1 protein-coding gene is annotated in these 14628 nt (G+C 76.9%); it reads right to left on the bottom strand.

Annotated elements, in window-relative coordinates; translation table 11 throughout:
* Window positions 1-23: 23 nt before the first annotated feature.
* Entirely contained in the window at window positions 24-14591 is a 14568-nt protein-coding gene (locus tag AB0G08_RS23205) for a type I polyketide synthase (protein ID WP_358091393.1), read from the bottom strand.
* Window positions 14592-14628: the final 37 nt, after the last annotated feature.

Genomic DNA, 14628 nt, shown 5'->3' with positions numbered 1-14628 from the left:
GACACCACAGGTCCCCGGGCGGCTCAGGAGAGCCCGAGGTCCTGGTCGATGAGGTCGAACAGCTCCTGGTTGCTGGCCACCCGCAGCCGGTCCGCCACCTCGGCGGTCTCCTCCCGGCGTTCCTCGACGGTGCCGAGCCGTTCGAGCAGGCTGTGCAGCCGCATCGTGATCCGCACCCGGCCGATGTCGTCCGGGTCACGCAGCGCGAGGGCACTCTCCAACTGGTCCAGCTCCGCGAGGGTCGGCAGCGCCTCCACCGACGCCTCGCTGAGCAGTTCGGCCCGGAGGTGTTCGGCCAACGCCTGCGGCGTCGGGTAGTCGAACACCACCGAGCTGGGCAGGCTCAGGCCGGTCGACCGGGCCAGCCGGCCCCGCAGCTCCACCGCCGTCAGCGAGTCGAAGCCGAGGTCCCGGAAGGGCCGGCCGGCCTCCACCGCGTACGGGCTGTCGTGGCCGATGACCTCGCCCGCGGCGGTGCGGATGAGGTCCACCAGCAGCCGCGCCTGTTCGGCCTGCGACAGCTCGCCGAGCCGCTTGCGCAGTTCGCCGGCGACCTCGTCGCCGTCCTCGGCGTCGGCCCGTGCCGCCGCGGCCTGGGCGGCCACCTCGGCGATCTCGCTGATCAGCGGCCGGGGCCGGGCGGAGGCGAACACCGGCGCGAAGCGGTCCCAGTCGATGTCGGCGACGGTGAGGGCGGCGTCGTCGCCGTCGAGGCCGGCGCGCAGGGCGGCCATCGCCGGTTCCCGGTCCAGCAGGGACACCCCGCGCCGGCTCATCGCCGCCGCGTGCGCGTCGGTCACCATGCCGCCGCCGGCCCACGGTCCCCAGTTCACCGAGAGGTGCCGGGGACCCCCGGCCGGGCGGGACTGCGCCCAGGCGTCGAGGAAGGCGTTGCCGGCGGCGTACGCCCCGTGGTCGCCGACACCCCAGACGGCGGCGATGGAGGAGAAGTGCACGACCAGGTCGAGCGGCTCCGGGCCGAGGAACTCGTCCAGGTGCCGGGCGCCGGCGATCTTGCCGGACACGACGTCGGCGAGTTCCTCCCCGGTCACGGCGGCGACCGGGTTGAGCCGGCCCACCCCGGCGGCGTGCACCACCGCGTGCACGGTTTCGCCGTCGGCGCGCAGGCCACGTACGAGCTCGGCGACCGCGTCCCGGTCGGCCAGGTCGCAGGCCAGGACCCGGGCCTGGGCGCCCAGCGCGGCCAGTTCCGCCACCGCCTCGTCGGCCCCGGGGGCCGCCGCGCCGCGCCGGCTGACCAGCAGCAGCCGCCGCGCGCCGTGCCGGGCGAACCAGCCGGCGGCGTACCGGCCGACGGCGCCGGTGCCGCCGGTGACCAGGACGGTGTCCGGCGACCGCCAGTCGGCCGGCGCCTCGGCGCGGGGCGCGCGGGCCAGCCGGCGCAGGTACGTCCCCGAGTCCCGCACCGCGAGCTGGTCCTCGTGCCCGGCGGCGGTCAGCGCCGCCAGGACGTGCCCGGCGGCGGCCGGGGTCAGGGTCGCGGGCAGGTCCAGCAGGCCGCCCCAGTGCCGGGGGTGCTCCAGCGCGGTCACCAGGCCGAGGCCCCACGTGGTGGCCTGGGCGGGACGGGCGACGGGGTCGTCGGCGGCGGTGGCGACGGCCTGCCGGGTGAGCAGCCACAGCGGCACCGGCGGCAGGGCGTCCGTGACCGCCTGCACCAGGGCGAGGTTCGCGGTCAGCCCCAGGGGCACGGCGGGCCGCTCGGGGTGCGGTCGCTCGTCGAGGGCGAGCAGCGACACGATCCGGGTCGGCGCGGCGTCGGCGAGCTGCGCGGCGAGCGCCGTCCGGTCGCTCGTGGCCGGGTCGACGGCGAGCTGCCGCACGGTGCCGCCCCGGGCGGTGACGAGTTCGGCGAGCCGGTCGACGACCGACTGGTCCGCACCGCTGTGGACCAGGACCCAGGTGCCGTCGGTGCTGCCCGCGGCGAGTGCCTGCGCACGCCAGGTGATCCGGTAGCGCCAGCCGCCGGCGAGGGTGTCCTCCTGCTGCTGGCGCCGCCACTGGGCCAGGTCCGGCAGCAGCTCCCGCAGCGGCCGGTCCGCGTCGAGGCCGAGCCGGTCGGCGAGCACGTCGCCGTCGCCCGACGCCACGGCCCGCCAGAACGCCGAGTCGACGTCGTCGTGGGTGGCGGCGGGGGTGCCCGCCGTCGCCGCGTCGAGGGTCGGCCAGAACCGCTGGTGGGCGAACGCGTACGTGGGCAGGTCCACGGGGCCGGCGCCCGGCAGCAGCCGCGACCAGCGTACGGCCACGCCCTGGCAGTGCAGTCGCGCCACCGCGCCCAGCAGGGTGGCCACCTCGTCCTGGCCGGGCCGCTGCACGCCGGTCACGGTGACCGGGGCGTCCGCCGGCAGCGCGTCGGCGGTCAGGGCGGTCAGCACGGTGTCCGGCCCGATCTCCAGGAACCGGGTCACCCCGTTGGCGTGCAGGTGGGTGACGGTGTCGGCGAAGCGGACCGCCTCGCGCACGTGCCGGACCCAGTAGTCGGGGGTGCAGAGCTGCTCGGCGTCGACGACCGCGCCGGTCAGGTTCGACACCAGCGGCACCGTCGGCGGGGCGTACTCCAGGCTCGCCGCCACGGCCGCGAAGTCGGCGAGCATCGGCTCCATCAGCGGGCTGTGGAAGGCGTGGCTGACCCGCAGCCGCTTCGTGCGCACCCCGAGGCCGGCGAAGTGGGCCGCCAGGTCGGTCAGCGCGTCCTCCGCGCCGGCGACGACGACGGCCGTCGGCCCGTTCACGGCGGCGACGGCGACCCGGCCCCGCGTGTCGGTCAGCGCCCGCAACACGTCGACCTCGGGCGCGGCGACGGCGAGCATCCCGCCGCCGGCGGGCAGGGCCTGCATCAGCCGGCCCCGGTTGCCGACGAGCGCGCAGGCGTCGGCCAGGGAGAGCACCCCGGCCACGTGGGCCGCGCTGATCTCCCCCACCGAGTGGCCGGCCACGAAGTCGGGCCGGATCCCCCAGTGCTCGAGCAGCCGGAACAGCGCCACCTCGACGGCGAAGAGCCCGGCCTGGGTGAAGGCCGTCTGGTTGAGCAGGTCGGCCTCGGCGGTGCCGGGCTCGGCGAACAGCACCGGACGCAGCGGTCGCGGCAGGTACGCGTCCAGGTGCTGGCACGCCTCGTCGACCGCCGCGGCGAAGAGCGGGAACGTCTCGTACAGCCGGCGGCCCATCCCGGCGTGCTGGGCGCCCTGGCCGGAGAAGAGCGCCGCGAGCGCGCCCCCGGGTTCGGCGACGCCCCCGGTGAGTCCGGGGTGGTCCTGCCCGGCGGCGAGCGCCCGCAGCCCGGCGAGGGCGGCGTCGGCGTCCGCGGCGAGCAGCACCGCGCGGTGCCGCAGCGGGGAGCGTCCGGTGGCCAGGCCCCGGGCCACGTCGGCGGCGGGCGTGCCGGTGTGCGGCAGCCAGTCGGCCAGCCGTGCCGCCTGGGCCCGGAGGCTGTCGGCGGTGTCGGCCGAGACGACCCAGGGCAGCACCGGCGGCCCGTCGGCCGGTCGGGGCGTGCCGGTGTCGGCCGGCGCGGCGGCGGGCGCCTGTTCGAGGATGACGTGCACGTTGGTGCCGCTGACCCCGAACGACGACACGCCGGCCCGGCGCGGCCGGTCCACCTCCGGCCACGGCTGCGCCTCGGTCAGCAGCGCGACCGCGCCCGCCGACCAGTCCACGTGCGGCGAGGGCTCGTCCACGTGCAGGGTGGGCGGCAGCAGGTCGTGCTGGAGCGCCAGCACCATCTTGATCACGCCGGAGACGCCGGCGGCGGCCTGGGTGTGGCCGATGTTCGACTTGACCGAGCCGAGCCAGAGCGGCCGGTCGGCGGGCCGGTTCCGCCCGTACGTGGCGAGCAGCGCCTGCGCCTCGATCGGGTCGCCGAGCCGGGTGCCGGTGCCGTGCCCGTCGACGGCGTCCACGTCGGCGGCGGTCAGCCGCGCGTTGGCCAGCGCCTGGGTGATCACCCGCTCCTGGGCGGGCCCGTTGGGCGCGGTGAGGCCGTTGCTGGCGCCGTCCTGGTTCATCGCCGAGCCGCGCACGACGGCCAGGATGCGCCGGCCGTCGCGCTGGGCGTCGGAGAGCCGCTGCAACATCAGCAGGCCCACGCCCTCGCCCCAGCCGGTGCCGTCGGCGGCCCCGGCGAACGACTTGCACCGGCCGTCGAGGGCGAGCCCCCGCTGCCGGGCGAACTCCAGGAACGGCCCGGGGGTGGCCATCACCGTCACGCCGCCGGCGACCGCGACGTCGCACTCGCCCTGGCGCAGGGACTGGCAGGCCAGGTGCAGCGCCACCAGCGACGACGAGCAGGCGGTGTCGACGCTGACGGCGGGGCCCTGCAACCCGAAGTGGTAGGCCAGCCGGCCGCTGATGACGGCGGCGACGTTGCCGGTGGCCTGGTAGCCCTCGGTCTCGACCCGGGCGGCCATCAGCAGCGTCGCGTAGTCCTGGCCGTTCGTGCCGACGAAGACGCCGGTGTTGGTCTCGCGCATGTCGGCTGGCGCGGTGCCGGACCGCTCGAACAGCTCCCAGGCGCTCTCCAGCAGCACCCGCTGCTGCGGGTCCATCACCATCGCCTCGCGCGGGGAGATGCCGAACAGGGCGGCGTCGAAGCCGGCGGCGTCGGTGAGGAAGCCGCCCTCCCGGACGTACGAGGTGCCGGGCCGGTCGGGATCCGGGTCGTAGATCGCCGCCAGGTCCCAGCCCCGGTCGGTCGGGAACTCCGCGATCCCGTCCCGCCCCTCGGCGACCAGTCGCCAGAGGTCCTCGGGGCCGGCGACGCCGCCGGGGTACCGGCAGCTCATCGAGACGACCGCGATCGGCTCGTCCAGCGCGGTGGCGGCCCGCACGGGCGCGGCCGCCGGGGCGTCGTCGCCGGTGAGCCGGGCGGCCAGGTGCTCGGCGAGGGCGTCGGGCGTCGGCCGGTCGAACACCAGGGTCGCCGGCAGGGTCAGCCCGACCGCCTCGGCGAGCCGGTTGCGCATCTCGACGGCGCTGAGCGAGTCGAAGCCGATCTCCCGGAACGACCGGTCCGCCGCGAGCGCCTGCGGCGAGGACAGCCGCAGCACCGCCGCCGCGTGGACCCGTACGAGGTCGAGCAGGACGCGGCGCCGCTCCGGTGCGGCGAGGCCGGCCAGCCGGCCGCGCAGCGGCGAGGCCGCGTCGGGCGCGTCGGCGGCCCGCTGCCCGGCGGCGAGCAGCCGGGCCACCTCGGGGACGTCGGCGATCAGCGGTCGGGGGCGGGCCAGCGTGTAGGTCTGCAGGAACCGGTCCCAGGCGATGTCCGCCACGGTGAGCGTGGTCTCGCCGTGGTCGAGCGCCTCGGCCAGGACGGAGACCGCGAGGTCGGGACGCATGGCCCGCACGCCCGAGCGGAACATCTGGTCGGCGGCGCCCTCGGCGTCGACCATGCCGCCGCCGTCCCAGGCGCCCCAGGCGATGGCGGTGGCCGGCCGGCCGCGCCGTCGCCGGTCCTCGGCGAACGCGTCGAGGAAGGCGTTGGCCGCGGCGTAGCCGCCCTGGTGCCCACCGCCCCAGACGCCCGCGCCGGAGGAGAAGAGCACGAACGCCGACAGCTCGTCGCCGCACACCGCGTCGAGGTTCACCGCGCCGGCCACCTTCGCGCGCAGGGCGTCGGCGAGTTCGGCCACGTCGGTGGCCGCGACCGGTCCGGCGTGGGCGACCCCGGCGGTGTGGAACACGGCCGAGATGCGGGTGCCCCGCCCGGCCAGCTGCTCGACGAGGGCCCGCAGGGCGTCGGGGTCGGCGACGTCGCAGGCGGCCACGGTGACCGTGGCGCCGGCGGCGCGCAGCTCGGTCGCCAGCTCGTCCGCGCCGGGCGTGGCGGGGCCCTGGCGGCCGGTCAGCACCAGCTCACCGGCGCCCTCCCGGGCCAGCCAGCGCGCCACCTGGGCCCCGATCGACCCGAGGCCGCCGGTCACCAGGACGGCGCCGCTCGCCGGACGCCAGTCGCCGGGCGCGGTCCGCTCGGTGCGGGCCCGGACCAGTCGCCGGGCGAACACCCCGGAGGGGCGCAGCGCCAGCTGGTCCTCCGCGTCGACGCCGGCCAGCACCGCCACGAGCCGGGCCCGGTCCCGCGGGTCCAGTGCGGCGGGCAGGTCCAGCAGGCCGCCCCAGCGGTCCGGGTGCTCGAGGGCGACCACCCGGCCGAGGCCCCAGAGCATCGCCTGCCGGGGGCGGCCGAGCGGATCGGCCCGGCCGGTGGAGACCGCGCCGGCGGTGGCGCACCAGAGCGGGGCGGTGACACCGGCGTCGCCGAGGGCCTGGACCAGGGCGTACGTGCCGGCGAGGCCGGCCGGCACCACCGGGTGGGTCGGGTGGGCGGCGTCGTCCAGGCCGAGCAGGGAGAGCACGCCGGCGACGGATCCGCCGGTGCCGTTGGTCCGCGCCAGCCGGTCGGCCAGCGCCTGCCGGTCCGTCTCGGTCGCGTCGACCCGGACGACCTCGGCCCCGCCCTCGGTGAGGGCCCGGGCGACGCCGTCGACGAGGGGGTGCGCGGCGCCGGCCGCCGGCACCAGCAGCAGCCAGGCGCCGGACAGGGTGGCCTCCGACGTGACGGTCACCGGCTTCCAGGTCACCCGGTACCGCCAGGAGTCCACCGTGGACTCGTCGCGGCGGCGTCGGCGCCACGAGGAGAGCAGCGGCAGCGCATCGTCGAGGGACCGGGCCGCCGTCTCGTCGATCCGCATCGCGGCGGCCAACGCCTGCGGGTCGGCCCGCTCCACGGCCTCCCAGAAGTGCCGGTCCGCCTCGTCGGGACCGGCGAGGGCGGGGCCGGTCGGGACCGGCGCCTGCGGCCAGTACCGCTGGCGCTGGAAGGCGTACGTCGGCAGCTCCACCGGTGGGCCGGTGCGGGCGCCCAGGAGCGCCGTCCAGTCCACGGGCACGCCGTGCACGTGCAGTCCGGCGAGGACGGTCAGCATCCGGAACCAGCCGTCGGCCCCGGTGTCGGCGGCGGCCACCACGACGGCGTCGCCGGCGGCGGCGTGCGCGATCTCCCGCATCCCGGCGGCGAGCACGGGCTCGGGGGCAGCCTCGACGAAGACCTGGTGGCCCTCGTCGAGCAGGGCGCGCACGACGGGGTCGGCGTCGACGCCGTCGGCCAGCCCCCGGTACCACTGGGCGGCGTCGAGGCCGTCGGTGTCGACCTGCCCGCCGGCCGTCGCCGAGTGCAGCGGCAGCTCGGCCGCCCGGAGGGTGGTGCCGGCCAGCGCGTCCGGGTCGGCCTCGGCTCCGCTGCCGAGGGCGATCGTCTTCGCCGCGTCCGCCAGCGACAGCGCGCCGGCCACGCAGGCGGCCGCGACCTCGCCGTGGGCGTGTCCGACCACGGCGGCGGGCCGGACGCCGAGCGAACGCCACCAGCGGGCCAGCGAGACCGCCACGGCCCACCGGACGGGGTGCGCCACCCGGGGGTCGGCCGGGGACGGGGCGCCGTCCGCGCCGCGCAGCACGGCGGTGAGCGACCAGTCCGTCCAGGGTGCGAGGGCCGCCTCGCACTCGGCGATCGCGGCGGCGAACTCCGGCGACCGGTCGAGCAGCTCGACCGCCGTGGCGGGCCACGGATCGCCGTGGCCGGGGAAGACGAGGACCGGGTCGCCGCCGCGCAGCGCGGTGCCGGTGACCGTGGCGGGGGTGGCCTCGCCGAGGCGGAACGACTCCAGGGCCCGCGTCAGGCCGACGGTGTCCCGGCCGAGGACGACGGCGCGGTGTCCGAACGCGGCCCGGGTGGTGACCAGGGCGTGCGCGACGTCGGCCGGTTCCAGCTCCGGGTGCGCCGCCAGGTGCGCGCCCAGCCGGGCGGCCTGGTCGCGCAGCGCCGGGGCGTCCACGGCGGAGAGCAGCAGGGGCACGACGCCGCCGCGCGGGCGGCCGGTGCTCGGTCCGTCGACCGCCTCGGCGGGCGGCTGCTCGATGATCACATGCGCGTTCGTGCCGGAGATGCCGAACGACGACACCGCCGCGCGACGCGGCCGGTTGACCTGCGGCCAGGGGGTGGGCTCGGTGGCGAGGGCCACCGCCCCGGCCGACCAGTCCACGTGCGGGGACGCCTCGTCCACGTGCAGGGTCGGCGGCACCAGGCCGTGCCGCATCGCCAGCACCATCTTGATCACACCGGCGACGCCGGCGGCGGCCTGCGTGTGCCCGATGTTCGACTTCACCGACCCGAGCAGCAGCGGCCGGTCCTGCGGGCGGTCCTGCCCGTACGTCGCCAGCAACGCCTGCGCCTCGATCGGGTCGCCGAGGGTGGTACCGGTGCCGTGCGCCTCGACGGCGTCCACGTCGGCGGTGGTGAGACGGGCGTTCGCGAGGGCCTGGTGGATCACCCGCTGCTGCGACGGGCCGTTCGGCGCCGTCAGGCCGTTCGACGCGCCGTCCTGGTTGACCGCCGTGCCGCGCAGGACGGCGTGGATCCGCCGGCCCTCGCGCTGGGCGTCAGAGAGGCGCTGCACCAGCAGCACGCCGACGCCCTCGGACCAGCCCGTCCCGTCGGCGGAGGCGGCGAACGACTTGCAGCGGCCGTCCTGCGACAGACCGCGCTGGCGCGAGAATTCGATGAACGTGCCGGGCGTCGCCATCACGGTCACGCCACCGGCCAGGGCGAGGTCGCACTCGCCGCTGCGCAGCGCCTGCGCGGCGAGGTGCAGCGCCACCAGCGACGACGAGCAGGCCGTGTCGACGGTGACCGCCGGGCCCTCCAGCCCGAACGTGTACGCCACCCGGCCGGACAGCACGCTGCCCGAGTTGCCGGTGCCGACGTAGCCCTCGACCTCGTCGGCCTGTTCCATCAGCCGCGTCGCGTAGTCGTGGTACATGACCCCGGCGAAGACGCCGGTCCGGCTGCCGCGCAGCCGCTGCGGGTCGAGCCCGGCGGACTCGAACGTCTCCCACGAGGTCTCCAGCAGCAGTCGCTGCTGCGGATCCATCGCCAGGGCCTCGCGCGGCGAGATGCCAAAAAAGGCGGGGTCGAACTCCGCCGCGCCGTACAGGAAGCCACCGTGCCGCGTGTACGACGTGCCGGGGTGGTCGGGGTCGGGGTCGAACAGGCTCTCCAGGTCCCAGCCGCGATCGGTGGGGAACTCCCCGATCCCCTCGCCGCCGGCGGCCAGCAACGCCCACAGCTGCTCGGGCGTCTCGACCCCGCCGGGGTAGCGGCAGGCCATGCCCACGATGGCGATCGGCTCGTCGAGCCCGGCCGTGGCCCGCGCCCCGGACGCGGCGGTGCCGCCGGCGGCGCCAACCAGCTCGGCGTGCACGTGGGCGGCGAGCGCCTGCGGCGTCGGGTAGTCGAACACCAGCGTCGAGGGCAGCCGGAGGCCGGTGGCCGCGTTGACCCGGTTGCGCAGGTCCACGGCGGTCAGCGAGTCGAAGCCCAGCTCCCGGAACGCCCGGTCGGCCGGCACGGCCTCCGCGCCGCCGTGCCCGAGCACCTGCGCGACGAGCCCGCGCACCAGCACGTCGATCTGGGCGCGCGCCTCGTCGGCGCTCAGGCCGCCGATGCGGGTCGCCCAGGTGGTGCCCTGTCCCGCCTGGCGGCGGGTCGTGGTGGTGCCGACCAGGGCGCGGAGCATCGGCGGCACCAGGCCGGCGCCGGCCGCGGCCCGGAGGGCGACCAGGTCGATCACGGCCGGCACCAGGGCCGGCCGGTCGGCGGCCAGCGCCGCGTCGAACAGCCGCAGGCCGGTCTCGGCGCTCATCGCGCTGACGCCGCCCCGGGTCGAGCGCGCCCGGTCCGCGTCGTCGAGGGACGCCGCCATGCCGGGGGTGTCCCACATGCCCCACGCCAGGCTCACCGCCGGCAGGCCCAACTGCCGCCGGTACACCGCCAACCCGTCCAGGAACGCGTTACCCGCCGCATACGCCGACTGACCCGGCGAACCCAACACACCCGCCACCGACGAGAACACCACAAACAAATCAAGACCCAGAGACGCCGTCGCCTCGTGCAGGAACCACCCCGCCGACACCTTCGGCGCCAACACCGCCCTGAGCCGCTCCGCCGTCAGCCCTTCCACGACACCGTCGTCCAGGACACCCGCGGTGTGCACCACACCCGCCAACCGGCCCTCGGCTGCGATCTCGGCAACCAGCGCGCCGACCTGGTCCCGGTCCGTCACGTCACACGCCACCACCCGAACGGCAGCACCCAGCGCGGACAGCCGCTCCGACAGCTCGCCCGCACCCGCAGCCTCCGGGCCACGCCGGGAGACGAGCACCAGCGACCGCACCCCGTGCACCGACACCAGGTGCTCCGCCACCAACGCGCCCAGCGCACCCGTACCACCGGTCACCAGCACCGCGCCATCACCCACGCTCGGCGTCTCCACCGACGCCGGGACGACCGCACGCACCAGACGCGGCACGAACACCCCACCGGAACGCACCGCCACCTGACCACCGAACGCCACCGGCTCGTCCGCCACCGCGCCCAGCACACCCAGCAGCCCGGCGTCCACGTCACCATCGACGTCCGCCAGCACGATGCGACCCGGGTGCTCCGACTGCGCCGCGCGCAGCAGACCCCACACCCCCGCACCCGCCAGATCCGTCACCCGGTCCCCGTCGCCGACGGACACCGCACCCCGGGTCACCACCACCAGCCGGGAGTCCGCCAGGACGTCAGCGGCCAGCCAGGACCGCACCGTCGCCAGCACGTGCGAGGTCGCCGCGCGTACCGCGTCGGGGTCGTTGTCGTGGCCGGCGTCCGCCGCGCCTTCGTGGTCGCGTCGCTGCGCGCTGCCCGCCGGCACCAGCAGCAGGCGCGGCGCCACGCCGGACGCCCCGGCGACCGCCTCGACGTCGGCGAACGCCGGCAGGTCCACGCCGACCGGCGCGCCCAGCAGCGCCCAGCCGGCGGCGTCCCCGACCGGGGTGACCTCCTGGGCCTGCCAGGCCACCTCGAACAACGACCGGGCCGTCTCGTCCGGGGACGACACCCCGGTCAGCTCGCGCAGCGCCAGCGAGTCCACCGACACCACGGCCGCACCCGACTCGTCGCACGCGACCAGCCGCACCGCCGAACCCGCCCGCGTCAACCGCACCCGCAACACCCGCGCGCCCGAGGCGTGCACCTGCACACCCTCGAACGCGAACGGCACCCGCGGCCCGCCCGACTGCTCCGTGCCGGGCAGCAGCCCGATCGGGTGCAGAGCGGCGTCCAGCAGCGCCGGGTGCACCCCGAACCCCGCCGCGTCGCCCGCGACCTCGTCCGGCAGCGCCACCTCGGCGAACACCTCGTCGCCGCCGGCCCACACCCGGCGCAGTCCCCGGAACACCGGCCCGTACGCCAGGCCGCGCTCCGCCAGCGCCGGATACCAACCGGCCACGTCCACCTCGGACGCGCCGGCCGGCGGCCACTCCCCCACGCCCGGCTCGTCGGCCGACGCCGGCTCCAGCACGCCCTCCGCGTGCCGGACCCACTCCGGGTCGACGGCCTCCTCCGGCTGCGAGTGCACGGTCACCGACCGGGTGCCCGCCTCGTCGGCCGCGCCGACGCGTACCTGCACCCGCACCGCACCCGCCTGCGGCAGCACCAGCGGCGCGGCCACGGTCAACTCCCGCACCCGCGACGCGCCCACCTCGTCGCCCGCCCGCACCGCCAACTCGACCAGGGCGGCACCGGGCACGATCACCACGCCGGAGACCGCGTGGTCGGCGAGCCAGGCGTGCGTCGACGTGGAGAGGCGGCCGGTCAGCACCACCATGTCCTCGCCGGCCACGGAGACGGCCGCGCCGAGCAGCGGGTGCCCGGCCGCCCCGAGGCCAGCCCCGGAGACGTCCGTCCACCGGCCCGCCGGCTCCAGCCAGAAGCGCTGGTGCTGGAAGGCGTACGTCGGCAGGTCCACGTGCCGGCCGCCGGCCCGGCCGAGCAGGTCCGCCCAGCCGACAGTCAGGCCGTGCACGTGCAGCAGCGCGAGGGCCTCGAAGAGGGCCTGCGGCTCGGGCCGGTCGTGGCGCGACACCGGGACCAGCAGGGGCGCCGGTTCGTCCTCCGCCCGCTCGGCGAGACAGTTCTGCGCCATGGCGGTCAGGACGCCGTTCGGTCCCACCTCCAGGTAGGTGTCGACCTCCTCGGCGCGCAGGCAGTCGACGGCGTCGGCGAAGCGCACCGTGCCGCGTACGTGCCGCACCCAGTAGCCCGGGTCGCAGAGCTGGTCGGCGTCGGCGATGCGGCCGGTCAGGTTCGACACCACCGGGATCGTCGGCGGCCGGTACGTCAGCCGACCGGCGACGGCCGCGAACTCGGCGAGCATCGGGTCCATCCGCGCGCTGTGGAAGGCGTGGCTGACCCGCAGCCGGCGGGTCTGCACGCCCCGCTCGGACCACACCCGCTGCACCTCGTCGAGCGCCTCGACGTCGCCCGCCACCACCACGGCGGCGGGGCCGTTCACGGCGGCCACGTCCAGCCGGCCGGTCAGCCCCGCCAGGGAGGCGGCCACGGCGGCCTCGTCCGCCGCCACGGCGAGCATGCCGCCGCCGGCCGGCAGCGCCTGCATGAGCCGGCCGCGCGCGGCGACCAGCGCGCACGCGTCGGCCAGGGACAGCACCCCGGCCACGTGCGCCGCCGCGATCTCGCCGATGGAGTGCCCGGCCACCAGGTCCGGCGCCACACCGAACGACTCGACCAGCCGGAACAGGGCCACCTCGACGGCGAACAACCCCGCCTGGGTGAACACCGTCTGGTCCAGCAGCTCCGCCTCCGGCGTACCCGCCTCGGCGAACAGCACCTCGCGCAGCGCACGCGGCAGCAGCGCGTCGAGGTGCCCACACACCTCGTCCAGGGCGGCGGCGAAGACCGGGAAGGCCCCGTACAACTCGCGACCCATGCCGGCGCGCTGCGCGCCCTGACCCGAGAAGAGGAAGGCCACCTTGCCGCGCGGGGCCGCCGCCCCGGTGGTCACCGTGCCGGTCGGCTCGCCGGCGGCGAGGGCCCGCAGCCCGGCGAGCAGGTCGTCCGCGTCGCCGGCCAGGACCACCGCGCGGTGCTCGAGCCCGGCGCGGTTGACCGAGGAGAGCGCGACGTCCACCGGGCGGAGGGCGTCGACGCGGGCGAGGTGGTCGGCCCAGCGCCCGGCCTGCCCGGCGAGCGCCTCGGGGTTCCGGGCGGAGAGGAACACGGGGGCGAGCGGGAGCGCCCCCGGCGCGTCGACGACGGGCGCGGCCCCGTCGGTGGCCGGGGCGTCGTCGGCGGGCGCCTCCTCCAGGATGACGTGGGCGTTCGTACCGCTGATGCCGAACGACGACACGGCGGCCCGGCGCGGCCGGTCGGTGGCCGACCACGGGCGCGCCTCGGTCAGCAGCGAGACCTGCCCGGCGGACCAGTCGATGTGCGGGGACGGCGCGTCGACGTGCAGGGTGGCGGGCATGGTGCGGTGCCGGATCGCCTCGATCATCTTGATCAGGCCGGCGGCGCCCGCGGCGGCCTGGGTGTGGCCCAGGTTCGACTTGACCGAGCCCAGCCAGAGCGGCCCGCCGTCGCCCCGGTCCTGCCCGTACGTGGCCAGCAGCGCCTGCGCCTCGATCGGGTCGCCGAGGGTGGTGCCGGTGCCGTGCGCCTCGACCACGTCGACGTCGGCCGGCGAGAGCCGGGCGTTCGCGAGGGCCTGCCGGATCACCCGCTCCTGCGACGGGCCGTTGGGCGCGGTGAGCCCGCTGCTGGCGCCGTCCTGGTTGACCGCGCTGCCCCGGACCACGGCGAGGATCCGCCGGCCGTCCCGGCGGGCGTCGGACAGCCGCTGCAACAGCAGCACCCCGACGCCCTCGGACCAGCCGGTGCCGTCGGCGGCGGCGGCGAACGACTTGCACCGGCCGTCCGAGGCCAGGCCCCGCTGCCGGGAGAAGTCGGCGAAGGTGCCCGGGGTGGACATCACCGTCACGCCACCGGCGAGCGCGAAGTCGCAGTCGCGTTGGCGCAGCGCCTGCGTCGCGAGGTGCACGGCGACCAGCGACGACGAGCACGCCGTGTCCACCGTGACCGCCGGGCCCTCCAGCCCGAAGGTGTACGCCACCCGCCCGGACACCACGCTGCCGGAGTTGCCGGTGCCGATGTAGCCCTCGACGCCGTCGGGCAGGTCCAGCACCCGGGAGGCGTAGTCGTGGTACATCACGCCGGCGAAGACGCCGGTCCGGCTGCCGCGCAGCCGCTGCGGGTCGATGCCGGCGTGTTCGAACGCCTCCCAGGAGGTCTCCAGCAGCAGCCGCTGGTGGGGGTCCATCGCCAGGGCCTCGCGGGGGCTGATGCCGAAGAAGCCCGGGTCGAACTGCGGCGCGTCGTAGAGGAAGCCACCCTGGTTGCTGGTCGACGTGCCCGGGTTGTCCGGGTCGACGTGGAAGAGCCGCTCCAGGTCCCAGCCCCGGTCGGTCGGGAAGTCACCCACCCCGTCGCCGCCCCGGTCGACGAGGTCCCACAGCTCCGCCGGGCTGGACACGCCGCCCGGGAACCGGCACGCCATCCCGATGACGGCCATCGGCTCGCGGTCCTTGGCCTCCACCTCGCGCACCCGCCGGCGCGCGTCGCGCAGGTCGGCAGTCGCACGCCGGAGGTAGTCGAGGAACTCTGCCTCAGTGGGCATCGGGCCACTCCGTATCGGGGTTCGAGGTGTGCGACAT

Source organism: Micromonospora sp. NPDC023644 (assembly GCF_040640115.1).
Lineage (GTDB): Bacteria > Actinomycetota > Actinomycetes > Mycobacteriales > Micromonosporaceae > Micromonospora.
The sequence above is the reverse complement of the archived record's forward strand: the minus strand, read 5'-3'. Positions and strand labels throughout refer to the sequence as shown.

Coding starts and splice junctions, on each gene's coding strand:
- AB0G08_RS23205 (WP_358091393.1), bottom strand. CDS start 14,591: ATGCCCACTGAGGCAGAGTTCCTCGACTACCTCCGGCGTGCGACTGCC.